Origin of the sequence: Tenacibaculum xiamenense (assembly GCF_964513065.1) — a bacterium.
GTDB lineage: Bacteria > Bacteroidota > Bacteroidia > Flavobacteriales > Flavobacteriaceae > Polaribacter > Polaribacter xiamenense.
On sequence record NZ_CAZEQU010000042.1, the window covers coordinates 567,247 to 592,767 of the forward strand.

Consider the following 25,521-nt stretch of genomic DNA (forward strand, 5'->3'; position numbering starts at 1 on the left):
CTATTAATTTAAATGTTGAGGTTCACAAGTTTTACTGCGCCTTATCTACTTTAATACGTTCAGCTCTATTGGCTATTTCCCAGGCTGTATGAAAAACTAATCGAGTTCTATTTTCAAGCATCTCGTAGTTAATTTTATCTGGAGTATCAGTAGCTTTATGATAGTCAGCATGTGTTCCGTTAAAATAAAAAATAATCGGAATATTATGCTTAGCAAAATTATAATGATCAGATCTATAGTAAAAACGATTTGGGTCATTTTCATCGTTATATTTATAGTCTAAATCTATTTTAGTGTATTTCGTATTAATCGCTTCCGAAATATTATGTAATTCAGAACTTAGTTTGTCAGATCCAATTAAATATACATAGTTTGGATTTCCTTTATGGCGATCATCAACTCTTCCTATCATATCAATATTTAAATTGGTAACGGTGTTAGCCAAAGGAAAAATAGGGTTTTCAGTATAATATTTAGAACCTAGCAAACCTTTTTCTTCACCTGTAACATGCAAAAATAAAATTGAACGTTTTGGTCCTTTCCCTGCGTCAGAAGCCTTTTTAAAAGCCTCAGCAATTTCTAAAACAGCAACAGTTCCTGATCCATCATCATCAGCTCCGTTATATATTTTTCCATTCTTGGTACCAATATGGTCAAGGTGTGCAGAAATTACGATGATTTCTTCAGGCTTTTCAGTTCCTTCAATAAAAGCGAGTACGTTTTCAGAATCTTTTAAAGCTTTTCTACCGAAAACATTCTTCGTGAAAAATTGAGAAGGAATTTCCTGAAAGTACTTACCTCCACTTATTGGCGACTTAATACCGCTTTTTATGTAAAAGTCTTGCAAATATTTAACCGCTTTCTTTTGCCCTGGCTCACCAGTATCTCTTCCTTCAAACTCATCAGAAGCATATACAAATAAGTGTTTCCCTAAATCTTTTGCAGTAATTGTTTCTGCATATTTTGTGGAATAATCGATATTGGATTCGTTTTCAATACCAGTAGCTTCCTTACTTGTACTGCATGCAGCTAAAGCAACAGTACCAGCGATACAAAGTAGTTTTCTCATCAATAATTGTTAATTTATATGGGTTTGAAAGGTTTAACTTTTGATTTTAAACCAGCTAACAAATTTACTTTTTCCTTATGACGAATTGTTCTAATGTTTTGTTAAAACTTATTAATTCGATAGGGAATAAAGAGTTAAAAGCGTTTCGTTCAATAAGTTCTTTTGCTGATCCTTGATATAATTGATCTTTAGTAAGTAAAATAAGTTCATCGGCTAATTGAATCGCCAAATTTACTTCATGTGTTGAAATAATAATGGTTTTATTAGTGGTTTCAACTAGTTTTTGTAAAAGCGAAAATACTTTAAAAGTATGGTGAATATCTAAATGAGCAGTAGGCTCGTCAAGGATAATTATTTCTGTATCCTGAGCTAGTGCACGAGCAATTAATACTCGTTGTAACTGACCATCACTTAATTCATAGAAGCGCTTATCTTTTAAATGAGAAATTTCAGTTTGTTCAATTGCCCAAAGGATTTTCTTTAAATGTTCAGAAGAGAGTTTGTCAATCCAGTTAGTATAGGGTTGTCTTCCTAAAGCAACCAGTTCTAAAACAGTTAGCTGACTTAAGGGAAGTCGTTCCGTGAGTACAACACTTAATTTAGTTGCTAGTTCTTGATGCGAGTATTGTTCGATATTTCTTCCGTCAATGCTAATCGTACCGCTCAATGGTTTTTGAACCTTTGAAATTGAACGTAATAAAGTAGATTTACCAATTCCGTTTCTACCTAAAAGAGCAATGAACTTCCCTTTTTTGAGTTTTAGGTCGATTCCAGAGGCAATAACAGTTTCTTTCTTTTTAGAACGATATCCAATAGTAAGGTTGTCTGTTTCTAATATGTTTGGACTCTTTTTACTACACATAAATCTTCTTTTTTCTAACTAACAACCAAATTACAATAGGCGCGCCAAATAAAGAGGTGATTGCGTTTATGGGAAGTACAAAGGAACTGTTTGGTAATTGAGCAATGCTATCACATATTAAAAGTACGATTGCGCCTATAATTGCAGTTGATGGTATTAATACTTTGTGATTTGAACTTACAAAGAAAATTTTAGCTAAATGAGGAATTGCTAGTCCAATAAAGGCAATTGGTCCTGAAAAAGCCGTAATAACACCAGTAAGTAAACTTGTTATTAAAAGAATAATATTTCGGCTTTTTTTTATGTTTACTCCTAAGCTTTTAGCATAGTTTTCGCCTAATAACAAGCTGTTTAGAGGTTTTACTGCAAAGAAGGTTCCTAAAATACCTATACTATAAATTATAAAGAAAATTAAGATTTCATTCCAAGTTAAATTACCTAAGCTTCCGAAGCTCCAGAATTGATATTGCTGAATTTGTTCGGCTTCGCTAAAATAGGATAACACACTAATAACAGCCGATGTTAAAGAACCAAACATTAAACCAATGATTAATATAGACATGGTATTCCGAACTTTGTTTGCAGCAATAATAATAGCTGAAAGAACACTGAATGAACCAATACTAGCTGCTAATGCCATAGACCAGTTTGAAATCATTAAAGAACCTAAAAGCCCTCCAAACAAACCCGAACCTAGTATAAATATAGCCACTCCGAGGCTTGCTCCAGATGATATTCCCAAAACAAAAGGTCCAGCTAAGGGGTTTCGGAAAAGTGTTTGCATTAAGAGTCCGCTTACGGATAAACCTGATCCGACCATGATGGCAGTTATGGCTTTTGGTAATCGGTAATTGATAATGATAGTGCTCCAACTACTTTTAGTAGATTCACCTCCAGTTAAAATAGAAAGAATTTCAGAAATTGGAATTCGAATAGAACCTAAGCTGATATTAATCAGTAAAAAAACAACCAATAAAGAAAAGAGTAGGATAAAATGCTTCGTATATGTTTTCGATATATTCAAGAGTTTATGAAAGTGATAATAAAAATTGAACTAGTTTTTGAATAGCCAAACCTCGATGACTAATTTTATTTTTCTCTTCAGAAGACATCTTAGCAAAGGACATGCTATGTCCTTCTGGTTTAAAAATTGGATCATACCCAAATCCTTTTTCTCCTTGCTTGTCATGTAAAATTTCTCCTTTACAAACACCATCAAAAAAATGTTGTTCTCCATTTAAATTCAAACAGATTGATGTTCGAAAGTGTGCTTGTCTATTATCTGTATTCTTTAATACATGTAACAGTTTTTGCATATTGTTTTCCGCATTAACAGGTTCTCCAGCATAACGAGCAGAATATACTCCAGGAGCTCCATTTAAAGCTTCAACTTCTAAACCAGTGTCATCAGCAAAACAGTTGTACTTATAGTTTTCGGTAATATGGTTTGCTTTAATCTGAGCATTTCCTTCCAAAGTGGAAGCTGTTTCTTCGATATCTTCAAAACAACTAATATCTTTTAATGATAATAACTCAATGGAATCAGGTAACATTTTTTGTACCTCTGCTAATTTGTTCAAATTGTTTGTAGCAAAAACCAGTTTCATATATTTAATTTAAGCGATTAAGTATGTTAAATTGTAAAAAATACATGTGTTTATATCTTGAAAAAGAGATTTTAAACCATGTTTTTATATTAGCAAAAGTAATCTTTTTTATGCTGATTGTGGCTTTTTGAGAAAAAATATACGTTCTTTACAAATCTCTGTAGGTACTGTAAATAAAGGAATGTCACCCAAATGTCGGGTAAAATACTGCCTAAAATTTTTATCAATTTAAAAATCGAAATTAACATTGTATGAAAAACGAAAATATTTATATCATGAAACAACCGGATTTAGGGAAGAAGATTTTTGAATTAAGAAAACAAAAAGGATATACTCAAGAAGAGTTAGTAGAAAAATGTAACATTAATGTAAGAACTATACAACGAATTGAAGCAGGAGAAACTACTCCAAGAAGTGTTACAGTAAAACTAATTTTAGAGGCACTTGGGGTCGAAAGTGATGAAATTACTAAAGCAGATTATAAAGGGGGGAAGTTTGATAAGTTATTTGGGTTTACTTCAAATAATTTTAAAAAGGTATTAAATCTTGCGTGGATTTTTGGAATTAGTTATTTCATTTTTGGGTTTGCTGAAGTTGGTGCAGAGGCCAATTATTATTTAGAGGGAGAAAATTATTTTAACGATTTCAGCTATATCTTAATTAAAATAACAACAGTTGTTTCTTTTACCTTTTTTATGAGAGGTTTTGTCTTTGTAGGAAGTTACTATAAAAATAGTTTACTGGAATTTATGGCGTTCCTTATGATTTTGTTAAATCTTATTTTTGGAATTTCAGATGTTGTTTCATTATTTATTGATGAAAGCTACTATTACTACTTTATGGCCGCGAAAGTAATCACTTTTGGATGCGTAGGAGTTATTTTTGGAATAGGAATTATTGGTTTAAGAAAGCATATTGGAGATTTAGCTATTGTGGCTGGAGTTCTAGAAATTATTGCGGGTATTTTCTTTGCTACGGTAATTTTAGCTATTGCTGGCGCCTTTGCTTTGATTCCTCTGGAAATAATAGAAATAGTAATTCTTTACAAAATAGCTTCTAAGTTGAAATAATAAGAGTTAAGGGTATTGCAAAATTGAAAAACAAATATTAAGCAGTTATTCGTGATGATAAGGTTCGTTTCTAAGAATTGTAAATCCACGATAAATTTGCTCAACAATAAATAAACGAATCATCTGATGGGAAAATGTCATTTTTGATAATGATAGTTTCCCATTTGCTTTTTTATAAACTGCTTCAGAAAAACCATATGGACCACCAATAACTAAAACTAGTTGCTTGATACCAGAGTTCATTTTTTTCTGGAGATATTGTGAAAACTCTATTGAAGTATGTTGTTTTCCTTTGTCATCCAAAAGAACGAGTTGATCTGTCGCTTGAAGTTTGCTTAAAATTAACTCACCTTCTTTTTCTTTTTGCTGTTGCTCACTGAGGTTTTTAACGTTTTTTATATCTGGAATAATTTCAAGTTCAAACTTTACATAGTGTTTTAACCTTTTTTGATATTCATCAATAAGCTGTTGTAATTGCTTATTGTCTGTTTTACCTATAGCGAGTAATTTTATCTTCATGGGGTAAAATTACAAATGTTTTGAGTTTTGTATTTCAGTTTGATTAAAAAACTTATTAGTAGATTCAAGAATGAATTAATTGATAAGTTTCAATTTCACCGAAAGTTTGAAAACCAAGTTTTTTGTAGATGGGTTCTCCCATGGCAGAGGCATTTAATACCGTGTGCTTGGCATTGTGATTCTTTGCTACCGATAATAATTTTTTGGTAATATTACTCCCAACACCTTGACCTCTTCCTTCGGGAAGTGTTCCTATCATATGAAGTCCTGCATTATTCTGAGAATCGATAAAAACAATACCACAACCCAAACTTTTCTCGTTATCTTGGAATAAGAAAAGCTGTGTTTTAGTTGATTTCTTGGCAAGAGTAAAAATAATATCACCATTGACATTATAACCAAAAGAATCCGAGGCTGTTTTTGCAAAGTCGATGGCATCCTGTTCAGAGTTTACTCTTTTGATTTTATTCTCCTTAAAAGAAGTTTCATGATACAAAGACATATCAAGAGCCATATTTTTTTGACTCATGGCAAAAGCTACATTTGAATTATTCTTAAGAGAATTTGGTTTTTCTACCGTTATTTTATTGGGAAGATCTTCAATTTTTTCATTTTCAAAGATAGATGCTAATGCATCGTGTTCTCTTAAATTAAAAATGCGATTTGGAAAATCTGAGTTTTGAGAGGAAACGAAAGAGTAATCAGATCTTTCTGAAAGGTTTTGTGTTAAATCTCCAATATGTTTCCAAAATTCGAAGAGGTTATTGGTTATTTCTTGGTACATAATTTCTTGTAGTTAGGTGAAAAATAAAATTGATAAAACTGTTTATGAAGGTTTAATGTTTATGATAAGGATGCCAAAAATCATAGCAGCTAGTCCTATGCATTTTCTTAGTGTTAAAGGTTCTGTTGGAACATTGAGCCATCCAAAATGCCCCGCAATTGCGGCAAAAATTAATTGTCCACAAAGCCCTAATGAAATCATAGTGGATATTCCGAGTTTAGGAATTGTATATAAGTAGATGGCAATACCAATAACACTTAAAAGTCCACCAGTAAACCATAAATATATTGGAATAGTCTTTATCTGCTGAAGAGAAGGAAAATCCTTTACAGCAAAGGCAACAAAAATTATAGCGAATAAAGAGCTAGCAAAAAAAGCACAGGCTGAAGCTAGTAAAGGATGTTTCAAACTAATTCCGAGTTGGGAATTTAACCCACTTTGTGCAGCTAAGGCGATACCACCTGCTAAGGCTAATATTGATATGAGTAACTTGTTCATAAAGCAAAATTACTAACAAGACTTTTGGCTCGCATTTACATATGTTGATTTGAATCCAAATTAAATCAAAAAACTTCAGTTTTATATGTTTTTAACTTTCGAAATATGTATGTAGTAAACAGAAAGAATCTGTATTTAGTTCTGCAATTATCTTATGAACATGTTCGAATACTGATTATTGTATACATCAGGTTTATCACTAAGACTGTTAAGGATAAAATAAGGCGATTTCAGAATGTTCAATTTATGAGGTTTTAATAAAAAAGTAGTGTTTTCTTTACGTGATGCTTGTTTAATTATTCAGTAATAAGGGGGGATGTTTGGGTTACCTAAAAGGAGGTCCAGAAACCCAACCAACAATTGATTTACGTTCTCCTTTAGTAATTGGAGTAACACGGTGCATAATAAAAGAGGGAAATACAATAATAGTTCCTTTTTCTCTTGGAGCATTCACAATTTTTTGATTAATCATAAACTGTAAATCTCCACCTTCATATTCGTCAGAGTCAGAAAGTTGCGTTGTAATACTTAATTTACGAGCGGAAATTTCGCCAGGACCAAAATCTAAATGCCAATCAAAGAAATCACCTTCAGAATATCTTGTGAGCTGTAATTCTTGATGAAACCCTAACAAATCAAACCAATAACGTTCGTTATTGCATTTTATAGCGAGGTTAGCTAAGCGATTGTATACCCAATCATTTTCTGGGGTATTTTCTATAAATTGAACAGAACTTTTTCTAAGCTCGTCGTTATATTTTTCTTGGCCACTAAGTGTGGCTTTTATTTTTTTATTGTCATCCCAAAAGTTAAGGATTTTATCTGTTTCATGAGGTAGGAATAATCCATTATAATACACAAAGTCAACATAATTATGTTTTAAAGGAAGACCAAATGAGTAGTTAATTGACATAGTAGTTAGTTTGTTTGTTATTGATTATGGTAAACTTAATAATTTTTAACAAAAGGATGTTTGGATTTTATTTTCATTAACTGCTTTCGATCATCTTTTATTTTTTTTTAGCTTATAAAATCCAAATAATAAAATAGCCCCACAAATTAATAATCCAAGTATTGCAGGTATCAAAATTGATTTACCCGACTCACCAGCGTTTTCAATACTCCAAATAATCTTTCCAGTTGCTATTAACACAATGACACCCGTTCCCATTGGAAGACTTCGTTTCCAAAAAGTAAGCCCTAGGATAAAAAATGATATGGGAATCGTTGCGGCCATAAGTATTTTACTTGAGTTCCATTTTCCAAGAAGATAGTCTTTTTCGAAAGCTAAGAACTCAATTACATTTTCATCTACAATTTCTGGCTTAGGAAACCAAAACATACTAGTAAAAACGGCAAAAACAGAAAGCATCATGCCTGCGAGGCTTTTTTGATAGGCAAAATAACAGAAAGGTATTAGAAATAAAGGGCGTAAGTACCAGCTCCATTGGTTTTGATGTCTATCAAATGCCCAATCAAAGAAAACTGGGGTGTTCATAAAAATTGCGATAAAGGAGATGGTTAGAACAAAGAATATGCTAGCAATTGTAATATCAGTTTTTCTAGTTTGAGTTTTCATTTTTAAATAAGTACTGAGTAGTTTCAGTGAAACTTTGTGGTTAGAATATTAAATTTTTAAAAATAGAGTTTTTGATTAGCGCTAGTTTTTATTTCACTAATCTATAATATAGACGTAAAATTCCATCTAAGGTTCTTTAAAATTTTAATTTTAACAATAACTCTTAAATTTGAGTTAATGCTTTTATATCTGATTGATGGTTGTTGTTAATGAAGTTTTCTAGAAAACATATTGAGGAGGAGTAAGAAAAGGAAATCACTATTCACCAAACATTTTTGACCAAAAGTTTCTTTTTTTCTCTTCTTTAATTTCAACTTGTTCTTCGGGCACTATCTTTTGTATTTCAAGTAATTTTTCCTCTAAGTCATAAAACCACTCTTCATACTCAGAATAATCGGCTTTGTTTTTACTTTTTTTCTCTTTTTTAAATTCATTATTCAATAAATCGATTTGAAAAGAAAGGTTATGCTGAATATACTCCTTGTAAAAAATAATTTTATCATGAGTTTCTTTTTTCATGTAATGATCTAAAATATCAGAAGTCAGTTTATCCCAATCATTCATATAATCATGTTTAATCAAGAGATAACTTTTATAAGCAATTGATAGCTTTTTAAAGTTAGGCTTTTCAATATGTATTAGAACGATATTAGAATTACTTTGTTCTTTAAACTTATTAAAATATGCCTTTTCAGCAGTTTCGTATTCTGAATAGGAATTTATATGTGAAGTTTTATTATCGTCTATTTCCAGAATAAAATAAGGGTTCTTATTTGAATTTATTGCGAGCCAGTCACTTCGCAACTTCATATAATTCTTTATAAAAATTTCATTGAGTGTTTTGTAAATCTCATATTTACGGTCAATATTGATAAGTTCTTCTTTTTGTGAGATTTTAAGTCGAGATTTATTAGAGAAAAGAGATAGAAACTTTTTAAAATCGGCTTGTTCTTTTTCTTTTTTAATGTTTGCATCGAAGACTGTATCCACAATTTCGAACATTGATGTTAACTTATGGTTTTTAACTGTTTTTATTTGAACTTCAATGATTCGATCGGAGTTGATTGGACTTTCTATATAAAGGAAATATCCATTAGTTCCATCTTCTTTTTTTTCTTTCCTAAAATCATCAGCGTGTTTTACTTTAAAAGAAGCACTTAAAACTTTAATAACTTTTTGCATTGACATTGGATGGTATACCAAAACTCTACAACCAGCAATATCGTTCATAGCGTCTAAATCTAGACTTGGATTTTTTTTAATTTTAGAGAGGATAGAGTTTATCTCTTTAATACGAAAACAAATAATACTATCTTTTCGTACTGATTTTACAATATTTGATATACTTTCAAATACTTCCGAAATATCCTTTTGAAAAGATGTTCTATAGATTTGTAAATTATTAAGTAACGTATCCGAAGGTGTTTCTGAGTTCTTTAACTCCTCTCGAATCAATTTCCCTAATTTATTTGCTTGCGATTTCATCATCCCCAAATATATGGGAATAAGAAGCATGGTGCTTTATTTCAGGGTTGACTGGTAGTTATAAGCCGATAAAATGCAGATTTCAACAATTAGGCTGAATTAGAAATCTCTTCGATTCTTGTTAAAATATTTGGTTCAGTTCTCTTTTAAAGAACTCAATTTTATTAAAATAGTCAATTTTATGGGAATCGTCAATCGGTTTTGAAGACGGTGGTTTTAAACTTAAAGGGTCTACAGCTTGACCATTTTTCCAAATACGAAAATCTAAATGAGGTCCAGTAGATCTTCCTGTGCTTCCTACATAGCCAATAAGTTGACCTTGCTTTACTTTTGCACCAGGTTTTATACCTTTTTCAAATTTCCATAAGTGCATATAACCGGTAGTATAAACACTATTATGTTTAATTTTTACATAGTTTCCAGCAGCACCTGCATAATTGGCTTTAATTATTTTTCCATCTCCAATGGCATAAATTGGTGTTCCTTTCGGAGCAGCATAATCTACACCAAGGTGTGGCATTCGACGTTTTAAAATAGGATGCAAACGACTATGTGAAAATTTACTACTAACTCGACGATAACTAAGAGGAGCTTTCAAGAATGCTTTTCGTAAACTGTTTCCTGTTTCATCAAAGTATTCTATGTTCGAGTCTTGTTCATATCGGAAGGCGTAGTGAGGAGTATTCATATGGTCGAAATAAGCAGCTTTTATATCACCCACTCCAATAAATTCATCATTTACATATAATTCATCAAAGATGATTTTGTATTTATCTCCCTTTTGAATACCAAAAAAGTCAATTTGCCAAGCATAGATATCCGATAGCTTGGTAGCAAGTTTAGGACTATTTCCTTCATCTATGAGTGTGTTGTATAATGAAGAATTAATAGTTCCAGAACTAGTTTTTTCTATACGCGAAACAGGAAAATGTTCTTCTGATACAGTCAATTCATCATTATCAAATTTATAGACAATATAGTCCACTGGGTTTGGGTGGTATATAAAACATTTAGCTTGTTTACTAGAGTCTTTCGAGCAAATAACTTCATACTCTTTATTTGTTGCAAATTTTCGTACATCAAAAATGGGCTTGGAAATGGTGGCAATTTCATTAATTTTTTGAAGAGAAACGTTATATGACAAGAGGATATCAGATAAGTTCTGATTTTTCTTTACCACGTTTTTAACAATGTTTACCGAGTCTTTATGATAGCCATAAATCCTTTTATTAACTGGCTTTTCTATTTGAGAAGAAGTGTTCTTGTTAGATTGCTCCTTTTGTTTCTTATTACAAGAAGTATTTAACGAAAAAATTAGGATTAAGATAGTAGTAATTTTTACTATTAGACTTTTTTGTTTTACGGTTTTCATAGAAAAGTAGATTGCTTTTCTAACAAATATATACGAAAACAACTTATAGTGAGTGAATTATAACATATGCTTAACGTTTGCGGTAATATTAAACTTTTCGTAGATTTTATTTTAGATAGTAAGTTTGAAATATTTTTGGATTCTATCGTATGTATTGTTTGTAAGTTTTAAATAGAAAACATTTTCTTCTTTGCACAAAGCTGAAAGTTCCCAATTGAAAGTATCAAAAGCAAAATATAAGTTTTTATTTAAGTTTTGAATATCGAACTGACCTTCCCCATAGTAATTACCATAAGAATATATGGTATGCTTATTTATGAAAATAGGATCATTTTGAGTGTAAAAGTAAGACTTTGTAGTTGGATTAAAGCCTATAAAGTTCCACCATTCATAGCCAGATTGCATAAAAATAAGGAAGTCATTATGTATATCTATTAATTCGAAGTTTGAAATCTTTCGGTCGTCTTCTGGCTTAGAATTGCATAGTTTAATGGTTTTATTTTTAGTATTTAAAAAACAGCATGAATCTTTTAATACAATGGTTTTAGAAAAGTTTTTCACCTTTTGTGCTAAAATCAGTGAGGGATTCCAATTCATTTTTTCGACTGTTGGAGGAGGTGGCTTATATATAGCGTTGAATTCTTCAAAACTAATTGTTTCAATAGAAATCTTCCAGTTTGAGTTTTTATGAATTTTAAATATAGTATCAAGTTTGGTTTCCTGACCAAGGACTTTTAAATGAAATGAAAACAAAAAAAGTACTATGGTAATTACCGAAAAGAAAAAAGATTTTGTTGGTTGGCCAAGCTTTAATATGATATTGGAGTTTGCTGTTTTCATTTTGTACTTAATCATAGGTGATTTTTAAAATGTTTAATTTATTCAGGATTTAATCGTCTGTAATTTATAAAATGCTAGAAAGGGATTGAATAAAGAAATAGATACTATTAAAAAACATTTTAATGGTAACTATATTATAATAAACTATTATAGAGTCATACAGCTAAAGTTTTTTTAGTTAGTATTTTTCAATAAAAATAGTAGACTAAGAAATTAAAAAATTAAGAGATTATTATTCGTAATCAAATATTGAGTATTCGTTAGAAATGAGTATTTATTAAAAAAAAGAGCTCCCATTTTTGGAAGCCCAAATTTATCAACGTCTAAAATGTTTTTGTTTCCCCTGTAAACATTTTATTATGGAAGAATAGAACAGGCTTTGTTAGGTTAACCCTAAATAATAATTAAGAAATTTTGAAGAAAAATTATCTAATGAAAAGTAATTGTTTTATAGAGAGAAAGTTGACTTTTGAAATTAATTTTAAAAAAACTGCGTATCAACTCTGTCATAAATGAGGGAATATCGGATAGTTAGTGAAGCTTGGTTAATACGCAGGAAAACTAATCTACTACTGTTCAAATATGTAAATAATTGTTTAGTAGTGAAATAGGTGAAATTACTATTTGAATATAGTAAATACCAGTGTGTCATACTAGTAAAAACATGTAGTCAAGTTTAGGGAGATTCATGAATGTTCTGCTGTCCGTTTTGATAACAAAAAAAGCTCCCGAAGGAGCTTACCATCCAAAGTGATGATTTTGTAGCCGATAACCAGACATTATACAAGCACTCGCTATCGGCATTGGTGATATAAATGAATAAGAGTATGCAATATTATGTTCTTATGATCTTGAATATGAGTATGTAGTATAAATGAATATATTATTTGAATGCAGAATAAGAGAAAACAATCAAATTTATACTGAAGAAGATGGCGATAAAAAACAAAAGGTATATAAAATATACCTTTGTTATTCCCTTCTGTAATTTATATTACGTCCCCCGATTATGTTTACTAATATGACACCAGTTATATAAAAAGTCACATTGTTCTAAATATCGGTTGACTGATACTATGTTGTTTTTTAAAATTTTATCCAGCAAGTAAGGTTCCACAAATTCCAAGTCCAACAAGAAGGTATAGTCCTGCTAAAATGTATAAAACTTTAGAACCTGTTGGGTATTTTTTACGAATAGCGATTCCAATACCAGAGAGAATAATAGGTGGTACTATCATCAATGCCACCAAAATAATAACTAACCCACTTAAATCTCCAACTTCTAATGCTCTTATCATAATATGTTTTTTAAAAGTTATTTGTTTTCTTATATAATCTCAGAACGTAATTCTTCCAAACGTTTTTGTTTATCATCTCTATAGAAGAGATTCATAGTTTCAAAAGGTATAATTTTATTGTCTTTATTCACAATATGTACGCATGATTTTTTAATAGCGCGAACGTCGAAATTATGTGCATCAATAAATTGCATAATAATGATTCTGAATAAATTATCATACCCAAGATTAGGCGCCTCTACAAATGGTAAACAACAAAGTAAGCTATGTAACTTTGAAGAAGCCTTATCAGTTGAGGTTCCTGTACTAAAAATTTCAAACATTTTTTCATGTAGTTCCTCATCTTGTTCATAAACAATAGTGTTTTTACTATTGTCAAGCAAATCGGCTGGATTTATATAACGAGTTAAAGGAATATGATTACCAGCGAGCTTTAATACATAACCCATGGCCAAAGCATCGGGGTTACATGGAACAGGAATAATATCATCAGGTGTAAATATTTCCGTTTGTTCTAGTATTTTTCTGCGAACTTCTGTAAGGGTAATTCGATCCTTTTCATGATTGAAATTATCTAATCTTCCTGCTATTTGGGTAGGTTGAAAAGTTACTCCACGTACACATTTTTGCTGTAAACCATAGTCGATGATCGATCCTATTTCATCATCATTGAGTCCTTTTTGTAAAGTCACCACTAACGTTGTTGATAGGTTCAATTCATTTAAATGACCCAGCGCCTTTTTTCTAATTTTAGTGAGTTTAGCTCCACGCATCGAAGTAAGAACTTCTTCCTTAAAAGAATCGAATTGAAGATAAATCTCAAAATCAGGAGTATAACTCTTTAGTCGCTTAGCAAACTCGAAATCTTGAGCAATTTTGATACCGTTGGTATTTACCATTAAGTGTTTGATCGGAAGTGATTTTGCATAATCAAGAATTTCGAAAAAATCAGGATGTAATGTTGGTTCTCCACCACTAATTTGAACTACATCAGGCTCTTTCTCGTTTTTAACAATAGTGTCAAGCATCGTTTTTACTTCTTCTAGAGTTCGATGCCTTCCATAAGAAGGAGAGGAGCCAGCATAACAAGTGGGGCAAGTTAAATTACATCGATCTGTAATTTCTATAATGGTTAAACAAGAGTGCTGTTCATGATCAGGGCATAGTCCACAATCATAAGGACAACCATAATCCGTTTTTGTGTTGAATGTATATGGAGTTTCTGAAGGCTTATTATAATTTCGAATGTTTTTGTAGTACTCAATATCATCAGCAATTAATACTTTTGAAGTACCATGTTCTCTACATCTTTTAAGCATATATACCTTATTGTTTTCAAAGACAATTTTGGCATCAACTCGCTTTAAACATTCAGGACATAAACTCAGTGTATAGTCGTAATAAGTATATTTTCTAACTGGCATTTTTCATTAGTTTTTTTAAGGTGGGTAAATAGTAAATCCAACATATTATGCAAAGCCATTGAATACTACTTAAATATAAGGTATAAAATACGTTCGGCTTTATGAATTCAATACAAAAGCGAAATCCGAAATAGGAAAGCATAAATAGTTTGAATAATAAACCATTCTCTTTTTGAATGTATTTCTTGATTTTTTTTAAGGAGAAAAATAAGAATAGTAGAAACACAATTTCATATAAGGCAATAGGGTGCCGTGTAAATCCATCTCCTAAATCCATTCCTGTTATAAAGTTGGTTTTGGTTCCATAGGTAAATTCTTTAATACCCATTAAAAAACATCCCACTCTACCAATCATAATTCCGAGGATGATAGGAAAAGTAAATAAATCTCCAGAGGAATGTTTTTCTCTGATAATCTTCTTAGCAATTTCAACACCAAGTAACCCTCCAAACAGTCCGCCCATAATTGATTTCGTATTGAATAAATCAATCATGGTTTTAGCTGAGAAAGTAAGTATAGGGTTTTCAAAATAGCCACTAAGTCGAGAACCTAAAAAGGCACCCAAAATAGCGCCCAGTATAATGGATAATCTGTTTTGAGTGGATATTTTATCGTGTGTTTTTTTTCGTAGCCATACATAATAACGATAGCCAAGAAAGAAGGCTAAATATTCCAATATTAAATGAACATTGATTGGGATACCGAAAATAGTAGGCTCAAAAGGTATAGTCAATTTTTATGATTTTAGTGTTTGATGTTTATCAAAAATAGAAGTACTATCTTTCTTTTGTTATTTGTTAAAAGTAGTAATTCGAAATAAGTGAAACAAAATAATATCCTGTCTGTTGGTTATTATTGATTATTCGTAAGAGAATGTGTGTTTTTTCAATTAGAAGTAGAAAATCTTTTCAATTTTAATTTACCATTTGACGAGATTAGCTTCTTCTTATTTTTCGTTAATTCAAAAGAGTATAATTTCATTCGTTTGTTTTCATCGTATAGTTGCAATACATTTTTATCGTTTTCCCAAATACCTGAAAAAATACACTTTTCAATAGATAAAGTATATTTACGATCTTCAGTAATTGTTAATCTAGAAAGACTTTTGTTTTTATATAGACCAATAAACAAATGAGTGAATGCATCAGGTTCTTTAATTTGTAAGAGTTCTAGCATTTTTTTGTTAAATGTATTTACGAAGAATTCATCCAGATGACCGTCTGTACAATCATGAAATAAATTTAAGTTTAAAATAGAGTGGTTATTAAGTTTTATAAAATCGTAATAGTTTGTAATTCTATTACCCCCAGTATTTTTTTGAGTTAGTAAGATTTTTTTTCCATCTAAAAAAAGTGCTGTTGCCATTTCATCGATTCTATTCTTTACCCAATTTTTGTCTTTTTCTGTCCTTACAATCCAAGAGAGTAATCGAAGTCGATGTAAGTTGTTGAAGTTTTTGGGTTCAAATTCAATGTCGTTTATCTTATGAACCGTTTTATAGTTTAAAGTTTTCGGAGTATAGAAAAGAATAGAGTTATAAAATTTTATCGAATTACTACCATTTATAAACTCTTGTGAGAAAACAGAATAGCTAATTAATAGAGTTATAACAATTATTATTTTTTTCATTTATTAAGGAGTTCGATTTCTGTAATTCAGCAAATTTATAGGAACTGAAAGTTAATTTGTTCAGTATAATTTGAACTTAAAAAAATCATAAAACTATATTTTCGTTGAATCTAAGAGAATTCAAAATAGCCAACTCCTAACTAAAAATAGATTACTATTTTTACATAACAATTCAATACTATGATTTCAAAAGAACAATTTAACAAAGAATTAGATTTAATCATTGCCAATGCTATTCGTGAAGATATTGGAGATGGTGACCATACTTCCTTATCGTGTATTCCAGAAGATGCAACCGGAAAGGCGAAGCTTTTAGTAAAAGATGAAGGAATTATTGCTGGAGTAGAATTTGCTAAGAAGGTTTTTGCTTATGTTGATGAAAACTTGGAAGTAGAAACATTAATTCAAGATGGAGAAAAAGTAAAATATGGAGATATTGCTTTTTACGTTTCGGGAAGTTCTCAATCTATATTACAGGCAGAGCGATTGGTGTTGAATGCCATGCAACGTATGAGTGCTATTGCTACTAAAACACGTTTTTTTGCAGACCTTTTGGAAGGAACAAAAACCAAAGTATTGGATACTCGCAAAACAACACCTGGAATTAGAGCCTTGGAGAAGTGGGCGGTGAAAATTGGAGGTGGTGAAAATCATAGATTCGCATTATATGATATGGTAATGATTAAAGATAATCATATCGATTTTGCTGGTGGAATTACACAAGCGATAACCAAAACTAAGGCTTATTTAGCTGAAAAAGGACTTGATATTAAAATTATTGTAGAGGCAAGAAATCTTGAAGAAATCAAAGAAATTCTTTCTAATGAAGGAGTCTACCGCATTTTGATTGACAATTTCAATTATGAAGATACTCGTAAGGCTGTAGCGCTAATAGGAGATACTTGTTTAACAGAATCTTCGGGAGGAATTAACGAAAAAACAATAAGAGAATATGCCGAATGTGGTGTTGATTTTATTTCTTCAGGAGCATTAACGCATTCAGTGTATAATTTAGATTTAAGTTTAAAGGCTGTAGAAGAGTAATTTACGTTAAAAATAAAAAGTTAAAGTTTTCTCGTGAAAAGAGTTCACAACAATTTGTTAAGAACTAAAGAAAATTTAACATTTTAGTACAGGGGAGTTTTAATAAATTGCGATCACAAATCGTAAATAATCCCCCATGAAGAATAAAATAATTTTATTCCTAATGTTTACGTTTAGTTTTTCCCCTATAGTAAAAAGTCAAAACCTTGAAGTTGGCGATAAAGCTGTTGATTTCAGAGGTTATGATGTGAAAACCAAACGATATATTAGGCTTTCTCAGTTTAAAAAGAAAAAAAACGTACTCTTAAATTTTACGGCAACCTATTGTGGATCATGTTGGAAAACCTATCCTCATATGCAAGAACTTCAAAAGAAGTATGGTTCCAAGCTTAAAGTGATTTCAATCCATGGTGACGAAAAAAAAGCTAAATGGTATGAGATAGCAAAACGTTTAAAAATTGATTTTAAATGTGCAACCATGTGGAAAGTGGAAGGAAAAGAAAAGGTTAAAAAAGCTTATGGCGTTGATAAGTATCCTTCGTTTTTTGTAATTAATAAAAATGGAGTTATTATTGATAAGTGGGTAGGAAATCAAGAAAAGCGTATGAAGACAGTAGTGAAAAAAGCTGTTGTTCGATAGTTTTAAGAAATAAGAATTTAAAAGCCTCATTATGTATGTAATGAGGTTTTCTTTTTTTGTGAAGAATCCAGTGATAAAATCAAGGTAAACACTAGATGCTCTAAATTTTAACATGAAATTCGTACATCCATTACTTTCAAAAAAATCTTAAAAATAGTATTATTGTTATGAATTTCTAGGTATTACAAAACGTAACTGGTAATCGGCTCTAAAGAGTTGATTTTATATTATTTATTATACCATTATTGACTAACTTAAATACAGAATGAACAAATATATTCTTGTGGCAACTTTAGCCCTTATGGCAAGTTGTAATACAAACAAAACGAAAAAAGAATCAGCAGATATGGTAAACACCGAAAATCCTTTATTGGCTAAGAGCACTTTAGATTACGGAGCTCCTGATTTTACAAAAATTAAAGATGAACATTTTATGCCTGCCATTTTAAAGGGAATGGAAGTGCAAAATGAGGAAATAGCAAAAATAGTGGCAAATACTGACGCACCAACTTTTGATAATACAATTTTGGCATTAGAAGAAAGTGATCGCGTTTTAGATCAGGCTACCTCTGTTTTTTATGCATTAGCTGGAGCGCATACCAACGATGTTATTAAGGCGAATCAAAAGGAATTGGCTCCTAAATTTTCGACACATCGTGATGAAATTTCGTTAAACACAAAGTTGTTTGAACGAATTAAAGCCGTTTATAATAGCTTAGAATCTTCAGATCTTGATGCTGAATCAAAGCATTTGGTAAAGGAGTACTATAAGAATTTTGTAAAGGCGGGAGCAAATCTTTCTGAAGATAAGAAGAAAGAACTAAAAGAGATTAATGCTGAGATCGCCAGTTTATCGAATGATTTTGGGAAAAAGTTGTTAGATGCTAGTAAAAAAGGAGGAGTAACTTTAACAAGCAAAGATCAAATGGCTGGATTGTCTGAAGAAAAGATAGCTTCTTTAGAAAAAAATGGAGCCTATGAAATTCAGTTAATCAATACAACACAACAACCTTTATTACAGTCTTTGGAAAATAGGGATGCCAGAAAAGAGCTATTTGAAAAATCGATTCACAGGTCGGACTCAGGAGAATTCGAAACAAGTGAGTTAGTTAAGAAAATGGTAACTCTAAGAGCAAAAAAAGCTAAAATACTTGGGTTTGATAATTATGCGAGTTGGAGCTTACAGGGAACAATGGCTTCTACTCCAGAAAAAGTGTTTGAAATGTTTGATGGGTTAATTCCTGGTTCTTTAGATAAAGTGGCATCTGAAACGGAAGAGATCCAAGCTGAAGTTAATAAAGAAGGAAAGAAGTTTAAATTGGCTCCTTATGATTGGAATCATTATGCAGAAAAGGTTCGTAAATCGAAGTATAGTTTGAACGAAGATGAGGTAAAGCAATATTTTGAGTTAACCAATGTGCTTGAAAAAGGAGTGTTTTATGCAGCAACAAAGTTGTATGGACTTTCTTTTAAAAAGCGTACAGACATTCCTACTTATCACCCAGATGTAGTGGTTTACGAAATCTTTGAAGAAGATGGTTCTAAACTAGGATTGTTTTATGGAGACTTTTTTGCTCGTGATAGTAAGCGAGGAGGAGCTTGGATGGGATCGTTTGTAAAACAATCGAAATTACGTAATCAGAAACCTGTAATTTATAATGTATGTAACTACCCGAAACCATCAGAAGGAGAACCAGCGTTAATCAGTTTTGATAATGTAGAAACAACATTTCATGAGTTTGGACATGCTTTACATGGGTTCTTTGCTAATCAGAAGTACGAGTCAATTTCAGGAACAAGTGTAGCACGAGATTTTGTAGAATTCCCATCTCAATTTAATGAAAACTGGGCAACCCATCCGCAAGTTTTAAATAATTATGCTTTACATCATGAAACTGGCGAAGTAATTCCCGATGCACTATTGCAGAAGATAAAAAACGCAGGAACCTTTAACCAAGGATATTCCATTATCGAGAACTTATGCTCTTCGAATTTAGACATGCAATGGCATACGATTTCAGCTAATACTAAGGTTGAAGATGTAGCGAAGTTTGAAGAGGAAGCTTTGGCTAAAATGAAGTTGAAAATTGATGAGGTACCACCAAGATACCGTTCAACTTATTTTGCACATATATTTAGCGGAGGTTATGGTGCGGGATATTATTCATACTTATGGACGGAAATGTTAAGTCATGATGCATATGATTGGTTTAAAAATAACGGATTATTAAATCGTCAAAATGGACAGAAATTCCGTGAGGAAGTATTATCAAAAGGGAATACCATGGATTATGCAGAAATGTATCGTGTTTTTGCGGGTAGAGACCCTAAATCTGAGCCTATGTTAAAAGCAAGAGGATTAAAATAATTAAGAGTTCTTTTAAATGAACGATTATTATAGTGATGAAATATATGACAAAGTCAGTTTTACGAGTCAGGAATTTAGTAAAACTGACTTTGATTCTTGTACATTTAAAAATTGCGACTTTTCGGAATTGCATATCAATGGCTCAGAATTTTTAGAATGCGAGTTTATCGATTGTAATTTGAGTAATGCTCGAGTAAAGGGAAGTAGTTTTAAAGAGAATCGTTTTGAAAATACAAAACTAGTTGGAATAAAATTCTATGAAGTAGATGCTTTTCTATTTAAAGTGGATTTTATTAAATGTAATCTTGATTTTTCGTCGTTTTATCAAATGACTATGGAGAATTTTCGGTTTTTTGATTGTATCTTAGAGGGAGTTGATTTTACAGAAACCAATCTCTCTGGAACACATTTTGATAATTGTAATCTGAAAGATGCTATTTTTGATGCAACCAATCTTGAAAACGTTGATTTTAGTTCAGCAGAGAATTTTATAATTGATTTAGAAAAAAACCAACTTAAAGGAGCCACATTTTCCAAGAGTAATGTGGGAAATTTACTTGCTAAATATAAAATAAACATAATTTAAACTTCTACTATTTTTACTTATTTAGAGTAAAAGAAAACGAAACGGAATTATTTGAAAACAGCTTTAAAAAGTACGCTTTAAACCAACCCAAAAAAATGTCAAAAAGGATAGAAGAAAATTTAAGTAAAATTCCTATTGTTAATATTTTAGTCGCCTTTGCAAAAAAAATTAAAATTCCAGGACTTGAAGGAATGTCCTTATATGATGTTTTGGAAATGTATATTTTAGGAATTGTGAAGGGAGCTCTGACAACCAGGGCTGGAGGAATTGCTTTCAGTTTTTTTATGGCTATTTTTCCTTTCTTACTTTTCATACTTACTTTAATTCCCTATATACCAATTGAGGGGTTTCAAGAGGGGCTATTTTCTCTAATAAAAGAAGTATTACCACCAAAAACATTTGATGCCGTAGATAGTGTACTTCATGATATCTTAAATAATCAATATGGAGGCTTATTATCCTTTGGTTTTTTTGCTTCTATCTTTTTAATGACAAATGGGGTGAATGCTATTTTTGGAGGATTTGAATATTCATATCATGTTAAAGAATATCGAAATATTATAAAAGCCTATGTTATTTCATTGGCAGTTTCACTATTAATGTCTTTTTTTCTTATTACAACTGTGGTGTTTGTAATTCTTTATCAGGTAGCTTTAGCAAAGATTAATGAAAAAGGGTGGTTTAATACGAACGATTTGGATTTGTTTTACTACGGAAGGGGTTTCTTATTTTTATTAATGATTTTTACCATTGTGTCCTTATTATTTAGATATGGAACCAAACAAGGAAAAGGAATTAAGTTTTTCTCAGCTGGAGCTATTTTAACTACAGTAGTTTCTATGTTTTCATTTTATGTGTTCGGGATTTACGTAGTAAAGTTCGCAAAGTATAACCAACTATATGGGTCAATAGGTACACTTTTAATTCTAATGTTGTTCGTTTGGTTGAATGCAATCATACTGTTATTAGGTTTCGAATTAAATGCAACAATTTATCAGTTAAAACGAAAAAATAAAACTTCAAAAATTGCCGATTAATTCTGATATTTGCAAGTTAAATTAAGAAAGTACAATTATCGTCAAACCATGATTATTGATCACTGAGAACTGATAATTGATTAGCTTGAATTGACAATTGATAACTGATAATTAAATAATTATGAAGCCAAGTATCCCAAAAGGAACCAGAGATTTTTCATCAACTGAAGTAGCAAAAAGAAATTATATTTTTTCTACAATAAAGCATTCATTTGAAAATTTTGGATTTCAACCTATTGAAACACCTAGTTTTGAGAATTCTTCGACTTTAATGGGAAAGTATGGAGAAGAAGGAGATCGCTTGATTTTTAAAATATTGAATTCAGGAGATTACCTAAAGAAGGTTGATGAAAATTTGTTGTCAGAAAAAAATAGCCAAAAAGTAACTTCAAAAATTTCGGAAAAGGCATTGCGATACGATTTAACGGTACCTTTTGCACGTTACGTGGTACAACACCAAAACGATATAACTTTCCCTTTTAAACGCTACCAAATTCAACCAGTATGGAGAGCGGATAGACCGCAAAAAGGACGATTTAGAGAGTTTTATCAATGTGATGCTGATGTAGTAGGAAGTAAGTCGTTATGGCAAGAAGTAGAGTTTGTTCAATTATATGATACGGTTTTTAGTAAGTTAGGCTTACAAGGAACGACTATCAAGCTTAATAATAGAAAAATCTTGTCCGGTATAGCGGAGGTAATTGGTGCAAAAGATAAATTAATTGACTTTACAGTTGCTTTAGATAAATTGGATAAAATAGGGAAGGAAGGTGTTGTAACAGAAATGTTAGCTAAAGGGATTACCCAAGAAGCTATTGATAAAGTTGATCCATTGTTTAGTTTTACAGGAACTAATGAAGATAAGTTATCCTCATTAAAAGGAATGTTGGAAACCTCTGAAGAAGGAATAAATGGTGTTGAAGAATTAAGTTTTATTGTAAATTCTATCAATGAGTTAGGATTAAATTCTGCCAATTTAGACATAGATGTGACTTTGGCACGAGGATTGAACTACTATACTGGAGCAATTTATGAAGTTGCTGCTCCTAAAGAAGTCAAGATGGGCTCAATAGGAGGAGGAGGTAGATATGACGATCTTACAGGTATATTTGGATTGAAAGATGTTTCGGGTGTGGGAATATCGTTTGGGTTGGATAGAATTTATTTAGTGATGGAAGAATTAGGGCTTTTTGAAGCTGTTGAACTTCCGAAACCAAAAATTTTATTCTTGAATTTTGACGAAAGTGAGAGCTTGGCAAAAGTAAAAGCGATTAAAATATTGCGTGAAGCAAATATTAAATCAGAATTATATCCTGATGTAGGAACTAGTAACAAACAGCAAAAAAAGCAGTGGAAATATGTAACCAATAGAGAAATTGAATTTGTTGTAACTAGTGTAAATGATAATAAATTTACAATTAAAAATATGCAAACTGGCGATCAAAATTTGCTAAGTATAAATGAAGTAATCGATTTAGTGAATTAAAATGAGGATTGTCGTATCTTTGTAGAATCAATTTTGAAAATTATGTTCGAACTTAACAATAATATGAACGAGGAAAGAATTGACGAAATAGGTGAGAACCATGTTGGAACATCTGCTGAAACACCATTGCGATCAGATGCTTTTGATATTTCGGATAAAGAAAAGATAGATAGAATACAAGAGAGTGTTAAAGATATTCTGGAAACTTTAGGAATGGATTTAACAGATGATAGTTTAAGCGGAACTCCAAGGAGGGTTGCTAAAGCTTTTGTAAACGAGTTATTCATGGGGCTAAACCCAGCTAATAAACCAAAGGCATCAACCTTTGATAATAAATATAATTATGGTGAAATGTTAGTAGAAAAAAACATTGTTGTTTATTCTACTTGCGAGCATCATTTATTACCAATTGTAGGAAGAGCACACGTTGCATATATTTCAGATGGAAAAGTAATCGGTTTGTCTAAAATGAATAGATTGGTTGATTATTTTGCAAAGAGACCTCAAGTACAAGAGCGTTTAACTATGCAAATTGTACAAGCTATGCAAGAAGCATTAGGAACTAAAGATGTTGCTTGTGTAATTGATGCAAAGCATTTATGTGTAAACTCTCGTGGAATAAAAGATATTGAAAGCAGTACTGTTACTGCTGAATTTGGGGGTAAGTTTAAAGAGAAAGAAGTTAAAAAAGAATTTCTCGGTTACTTACAAATGGAAACTAATTTTAATTAGTTTTAAAAGAATGAAGGAAAAAAAATCAGGTGAAATAGCCTGATTTTTTTTTGATGTTATTCCATTCTTCTTGTAACAAAGTATTATTGTAATGTAAAGGTTTGTTCTATGAATGAAACTAGCTAACATAAATAATACCTAGTGTTTATACTATAATTTAATAGAGTATAAAAGAAGTAAAGGAATTTGCTTTACGCTGTTTCCTTCTTCTCAATTGAAAACTTTATTGAAAACAAGAAGCTCTCTATACTATATAAAGTCAAATGGTTTCTTAATTTGAAGAATAAAAAAAACTCGAGTTTCTACTCGAGTTTTTTTTATAATGGAAATATTGTATTCTTATTTCAATGACTTGTATAAAGCTCTAAATTCATCAGCTTTGTCAGACATTTCTAAAACCTCATAAAGGTTCATTAAAGTCTTAACAGTATCAATACTTCTGTTAATACTATCTGCTTTTTCTAAAAATGGTAAAGCTTCTTTATAAACCTCTTTTTGCTTTAAAGCTAACTCATCATACTTCTTGAAGTTAGAAAGGTTCTTGTTCATTTCTTCAACAATAGCCTTGTCTTTATCAAGAACAGATACCGCTAAGTTCATATAAGCATCAGCATAATCAGGCTTTAATTCGATAGCTTTTTCGTAGTGCTTTTTAGCGTCTTCGATTCTTCCTTGGTTGTAATTTACAACTCCTAAGTTATAGTATAAAGTAGGGTTGTTTGGATCTAAAGAAACAGCTTCGTTCATTAGTTCTCCAAACTTATCCATTCTATCCATCTCAATATATAATTGAGCTTCATTTAAGATAAGGTTTAGATCTTTTGGATTCGATTTACGAGCTTCCGCCATAGCAGCTATTGCTTCTTCATTTTTACCTTGCTCTTTCAAGATTAAAGCAATATTCTTAACAATTGTAGCCGATTTAGAATCAGTTTTTTTATCAACTGGATTCGTATATTGCTTAGATTTAACCATTAAATCTCTATGAGATTTAGAACCCAAGTTTTCAACTTTACCAGTAGCGATGTTAGTAGCTAAGTACTGAGTTTCAACACCAGTATAACCAATTCCTTTAAGCTCATTATAGTAATTTAAAGCCATGTCATAATCTTTGGCTTGTGTAGCAGCAACGGCAGCGTTGTAAGCAAAAGAAGTGTCTTTCGGACTCAATTGATACGTAAGGTAAAAGTTTTCAGCAGCAGCTTTATAGTCTTTACCTTCGTTATATATTTTAATGGCTTTATTAGAAACATCTTGTATAATTTTATTCAATACAGGAGCCGCTTCATTAGAATATCTATTTTTACCAGTTTTCTTTTCAAAAGCGATTAAGCTGTTGAATGCATCTGCAGCAGTTTTATAATCTTTTTTAGAAGCAAAAGCTTGTCCTTTAAGATAGTAAAACTTTGATTTATACTTATCATCAGCATTAGCTATTAGCTTTTCAGCAGCAGATAAAGAAGATATAGCTTCATTAAAGTTCTGCTTTTTTATAGCTTTCTCAGCAGCTTTAAGTTCTGCTTTCTGTGCAAAAGCACCTAAAGACGCTACTCCTAAAGAAAGAGCTAAAATCTGTTTTTTCATTATTGTTG

General features: G+C 31.1%; 25 protein-coding genes. 8 read left to right on the forward strand and 17 right to left on the reverse strand.

The genetic code is table 11. The features are described 5' to 3' along the window. Positions 1–31: 31 nt before the first annotated feature. From ACKTTV_RS22155 to ACKTTV_RS22170, 4 genes are all read right to left on the reverse strand, one after another. The gene (locus tag ACKTTV_RS22155; RefSeq protein ID WP_408033059.1) at positions 32–1,069 is read right to left on the reverse strand and encodes a M28 family metallopeptidase; all 1,038 of its coding nucleotides are present in this window, start codon (positions 1,067–1,069) and stop codon (positions 32–34) included. A gap of 64 nt (positions 1,070–1,133) precedes the next feature. Further along, the gene (locus ACKTTV_RS22160; RefSeq protein WP_408033060.1) at positions 1,134–1,931 is read right to left on the reverse strand and encodes an ABC transporter ATP-binding protein; all 798 of its coding nucleotides are present in this window, start codon (positions 1,929–1,931) and stop codon (positions 1,134–1,136) included. Beyond that, a complete protein-coding gene (locus ACKTTV_RS22165) occupies positions 1,924–2,955 on the reverse strand; it encodes a FecCD family ABC transporter permease (RefSeq protein WP_408033061.1) in 1,032 nt (343 codons plus the stop codon). Before ACKTTV_RS22165 ends, ACKTTV_RS22160 begins: the two co-directional genes overlap by 8 nt. Before the next feature lie 4 nt (positions 2,956–2,959). Further along, the gene (locus ACKTTV_RS22170; protein ID WP_408033062.1) at positions 2,960–3,538 is read right to left on the reverse strand and encodes a non-canonical purine NTP diphosphatase; all 579 of its coding nucleotides are present in this window, start codon (positions 3,536–3,538) and stop codon (positions 2,960–2,962) included. A gap of 251 nt (positions 3,539–3,789) precedes the next feature. Between ACKTTV_RS22170 and ACKTTV_RS22175 the strand changes: the two genes are divergently transcribed. Further along, entirely contained in the window at positions 3,790–4,608 is an 819-nt protein-coding gene (locus ACKTTV_RS22175; RefSeq protein ID WP_408033063.1) for a helix-turn-helix domain-containing protein, read from the forward strand. A gap of 45 nt (positions 4,609–4,653) precedes the next feature. Here ACKTTV_RS22175 and rlmH read toward each other — a convergent pair whose 3' ends face one another. The 12 genes from rlmH to ACKTTV_RS22235 form a co-directional block, all read right to left on the reverse strand. After that, entirely contained in the window at positions 4,654–5,127 is a 474-nt protein-coding gene (gene rlmH, locus ACKTTV_RS22180) for a 23S rRNA (pseudouridine(1915)-N(3))-methyltransferase RlmH (protein ID WP_408033064.1), read from the reverse strand. A gap of 64 nt (positions 5,128–5,191) precedes the next feature. Beyond that, complete coding sequence (locus tag ACKTTV_RS22185; protein WP_408033065.1) at positions 5,192–5,911, reverse strand: GNAT family N-acetyltransferase; 720 nt, start codon at positions 5,909–5,911, stop codon at positions 5,192–5,194. 42 nt (positions 5,912–5,953) lie between these two features. Next, positions 5,954–6,409 carry a DMT family transporter gene (locus tag ACKTTV_RS22190; RefSeq protein ID WP_408033066.1) on the reverse strand — a complete coding sequence of 152 codons (456 nt, stop codon included), beginning with the start codon at positions 6,407–6,409 and terminating at the stop codon, positions 5,954–5,956. 325 nt (positions 6,410–6,734) lie between these two features. After that, positions 6,735–7,322 (reverse strand): 2OG-Fe(II) oxygenase, encoded by a 588-nt coding sequence (locus ACKTTV_RS22195; RefSeq protein WP_408033067.1) that lies wholly within the window; start codon positions 7,320–7,322, stop codon positions 6,735–6,737. Between the two features lie 90 nt (positions 7,323–7,412). Next, on the reverse strand, positions 7,413–7,988 hold the full coding sequence (locus tag ACKTTV_RS22200) for a hypothetical protein (protein ID WP_408033068.1): 576 nt from the start codon (positions 7,986–7,988) through the stop codon (positions 7,413–7,415). 258 nt (positions 7,989–8,246) lie between these two features. After that, entirely contained in the window at positions 8,247–9,476 is a 1,230-nt protein-coding gene (locus ACKTTV_RS22205; protein WP_408033069.1) for a RelA/SpoT domain-containing protein, read from the reverse strand. A 118-nt stretch (positions 9,477–9,594) separates the two neighbouring features. Continuing rightward, positions 9,595–10,845 carry a peptidoglycan DD-metalloendopeptidase family protein gene (locus ACKTTV_RS22210; RefSeq protein WP_408033070.1) on the reverse strand — a complete coding sequence of 417 codons (1,251 nt, stop codon included), beginning with the start codon at positions 10,843–10,845 and terminating at the stop codon, positions 9,595–9,597. 111 nt (positions 10,846–10,956) lie between these two features. Then, positions 10,957–11,700 carry a hypothetical protein gene (locus ACKTTV_RS22215; protein WP_408033071.1) on the reverse strand — a complete coding sequence of 248 codons (744 nt, stop codon included), beginning with the start codon at positions 11,698–11,700 and terminating at the stop codon, positions 10,957–10,959. Between the two features lie 1,079 nt (positions 11,701–12,779). Continuing rightward, positions 12,780–12,983, reverse strand: coding sequence for a hypothetical protein (locus ACKTTV_RS22220; RefSeq protein ID WP_408033072.1), 204 nt, complete (start codon positions 12,981–12,983; stop codon positions 12,780–12,782). A 29-nt stretch (positions 12,984–13,012) separates the two neighbouring features. Continuing rightward, on the reverse strand, positions 13,013–14,407 hold the full coding sequence (locus ACKTTV_RS22225; RefSeq protein WP_408033073.1) for a radical SAM protein: 1,395 nt from the start codon (positions 14,405–14,407) through the stop codon (positions 13,013–13,015). After that, positions 14,397–15,140 (reverse strand): prolipoprotein diacylglyceryl transferase, encoded by a 744-nt coding sequence (locus ACKTTV_RS22230; protein ID WP_408033074.1) that lies wholly within the window; start codon positions 15,138–15,140, stop codon positions 14,397–14,399. The genes ACKTTV_RS22225 and ACKTTV_RS22230 overlap by 11 nt, the downstream gene beginning before the upstream one ends. A 152-nt stretch (positions 15,141–15,292) precedes the next feature. Further along, positions 15,293–16,036: a hypothetical protein gene (locus ACKTTV_RS22235; protein WP_408033075.1), complete on the reverse strand. Its 744-nt coding sequence runs from the start codon at positions 16,034–16,036 to the stop codon at positions 15,293–15,295. 180 nt (positions 16,037–16,216) lie between these two features. Here ACKTTV_RS22235 and nadC point away from each other — a divergent pair, with 180 nt between their 5' ends. The 7 genes from nadC to folE all read left to right on the forward strand — a co-directional run bounded on the left by nadC (position 16,217) and on the right by folE (position 23,929). Beyond that, entirely contained in the window at positions 16,217–17,080 is an 864-nt protein-coding gene (gene nadC, locus ACKTTV_RS22240; protein ID WP_408033076.1) for a carboxylating nicotinate-nucleotide diphosphorylase, read from the forward strand. Positions 17,081–17,216: 136 nt separating this feature from the next. Further along, positions 17,217–17,720 carry a TlpA family protein disulfide reductase gene (locus tag ACKTTV_RS22245; RefSeq protein WP_408033077.1) on the forward strand — a complete coding sequence of 168 codons (504 nt, stop codon included), beginning with the start codon at positions 17,217–17,219 and terminating at the stop codon, positions 17,718–17,720. Positions 17,721–17,985: 265 nt separating this feature from the next. After that, complete coding sequence (locus ACKTTV_RS22250; protein WP_408033078.1) at positions 17,986–20,088, forward strand: M3 family metallopeptidase; 2,103 nt, start codon at positions 17,986–17,988, stop codon at positions 20,086–20,088. A 16-nt stretch (positions 20,089–20,104) separates the two neighbouring features. Further along, positions 20,105–20,674 carry a pentapeptide repeat-containing protein gene (locus ACKTTV_RS22255; protein ID WP_408033079.1) on the forward strand — a complete coding sequence of 190 codons (570 nt, stop codon included), beginning with the start codon at positions 20,105–20,107 and terminating at the stop codon, positions 20,672–20,674. Positions 20,675–20,769: 95 nt separating this feature from the next. Then, a complete protein-coding gene (locus tag ACKTTV_RS22260; RefSeq protein ID WP_408033080.1) occupies positions 20,770–21,711 on the forward strand; it encodes a YihY/virulence factor BrkB family protein in 942 nt (313 codons plus the stop codon). Positions 21,712–21,832: 121 nt separating this feature from the next. Further along, positions 21,833–23,197, forward strand: coding sequence for a histidine--tRNA ligase (gene hisS / locus ACKTTV_RS22265; protein WP_408033081.1), 1,365 nt, complete (start codon positions 21,833–21,835; stop codon positions 23,195–23,197). Between the two features lie 63 nt (positions 23,198–23,260). Then, positions 23,261–23,929, forward strand: a complete 669-nt coding sequence (gene folE / locus ACKTTV_RS22270; RefSeq protein ID WP_408033082.1) for a GTP cyclohydrolase I FolE — start codon at positions 23,261–23,263, stop codon at positions 23,927–23,929. Between the two features lie 339 nt (positions 23,930–24,268). Here folE and ACKTTV_RS22275 read toward each other — a convergent pair whose 3' ends face one another. After that, positions 24,269–25,513 (reverse strand): tetratricopeptide repeat protein, encoded by a 1,245-nt coding sequence (locus ACKTTV_RS22275; protein ID WP_408033083.1) that lies wholly within the window; start codon positions 25,511–25,513, stop codon positions 24,269–24,271. Positions 25,514–25,521 lie beyond the last annotated feature (8 nt).

Excerpts from the sequence above, each read along its gene's own strand:
- ACKTTV_RS22155 (WP_408033059.1), bottom strand. The coding sequence starts at position 1,069 with ATGAGAAAACTACTTTGTATCGCTGGTACTGTTGCTTTAGCTGCATGC.
- ACKTTV_RS22160 (WP_408033060.1), bottom strand. The coding sequence starts at position 1,931 with ATGTGTAGTAAAAAGAGTCCAAACATATTAGAAACAGACAACCTTACT.
- ACKTTV_RS22170 (WP_408033062.1), bottom strand. The coding sequence starts at position 3,538 with ATGAAACTGGTTTTTGCTACAAACAATTTGAACAAATTAGCAGAGGTA.
- ACKTTV_RS22175 (WP_408033063.1), top strand. The coding sequence starts at position 3,790 with ATGAAAAACGAAAATATTTATATCATGAAACAACCGGATTTAGGGAAG.
- rlmH (WP_408033064.1), bottom strand. The coding sequence starts at position 5,127 with ATGAAGATAAAATTACTCGCTATAGGTAAAACAGACAATAAGCAATTA.
- ACKTTV_RS22185 (WP_408033065.1), bottom strand. The coding sequence starts at position 5,911 with ATGTACCAAGAAATAACCAATAACCTCTTCGAATTTTGGAAACATATT.
- ACKTTV_RS22190 (WP_408033066.1), bottom strand. The coding sequence starts at position 6,409 with ATGAACAAGTTACTCATATCAATATTAGCCTTAGCAGGTGGTATCGCC.
- ACKTTV_RS22195 (WP_408033067.1), bottom strand. The coding sequence starts at position 7,322 with ATGTCAATTAACTACTCATTTGGTCTTCCTTTAAAACATAATTATGTT.
- ACKTTV_RS22200 (WP_408033068.1), bottom strand. The coding sequence starts at position 7,988 with ATGAAAACTCAAACTAGAAAAACTGATATTACAATTGCTAGCATATTC.
- ACKTTV_RS22205 (WP_408033069.1), bottom strand. The coding sequence starts at position 9,476 with ATGATGAAATCGCAAGCAAATAAATTAGGGAAATTGATTCGAGAGGAG.
- ACKTTV_RS22210 (WP_408033070.1), bottom strand. The coding sequence starts at position 10,845 with ATGAAAACCGTAAAACAAAAAAGTCTAATAGTAAAAATTACTACTATC.
- ACKTTV_RS22215 (WP_408033071.1), bottom strand. The coding sequence starts at position 11,700 with ATGATTAAGTACAAAATGAAAACAGCAAACTCCAATATCATATTAAAG.
- ACKTTV_RS22220 (WP_408033072.1), bottom strand. The coding sequence starts at position 12,983 with ATGATAAGAGCATTAGAAGTTGGAGATTTAAGTGGGTTAGTTATTATT.
- ACKTTV_RS22225 (WP_408033073.1), bottom strand. The coding sequence starts at position 14,407 with ATGCCAGTTAGAAAATATACTTATTACGACTATACACTGAGTTTATGT.
- ACKTTV_RS22235 (WP_408033075.1), bottom strand. The coding sequence starts at position 16,036 with ATGAAAAAAATAATAATTGTTATAACTCTATTAATTAGCTATTCTGTT.
- nadC (WP_408033076.1), top strand. The coding sequence starts at position 16,217 with ATGATTTCAAAAGAACAATTTAACAAAGAATTAGATTTAATCATTGCC.
- ACKTTV_RS22245 (WP_408033077.1), top strand. The coding sequence starts at position 17,217 with ATGAAGAATAAAATAATTTTATTCCTAATGTTTACGTTTAGTTTTTCC.
- ACKTTV_RS22250 (WP_408033078.1), top strand. The coding sequence starts at position 17,986 with ATGAACAAATATATTCTTGTGGCAACTTTAGCCCTTATGGCAAGTTGT.
- ACKTTV_RS22255 (WP_408033079.1), top strand. The coding sequence starts at position 20,105 with ATGAACGATTATTATAGTGATGAAATATATGACAAAGTCAGTTTTACG.
- ACKTTV_RS22260 (WP_408033080.1), top strand. The coding sequence starts at position 20,770 with ATGTCAAAAAGGATAGAAGAAAATTTAAGTAAAATTCCTATTGTTAAT.
- hisS (WP_408033081.1), top strand. The coding sequence starts at position 21,833 with ATGAAGCCAAGTATCCCAAAAGGAACCAGAGATTTTTCATCAACTGAA.
- folE (WP_408033082.1), top strand. The coding sequence starts at position 23,261 with ATGAACGAGGAAAGAATTGACGAAATAGGTGAGAACCATGTTGGAACA.
- ACKTTV_RS22275 (WP_408033083.1), bottom strand. The coding sequence starts at position 25,513 with ATGAAAAAACAGATTTTAGCTCTTTCTTTAGGAGTAGCGTCTTTAGGT.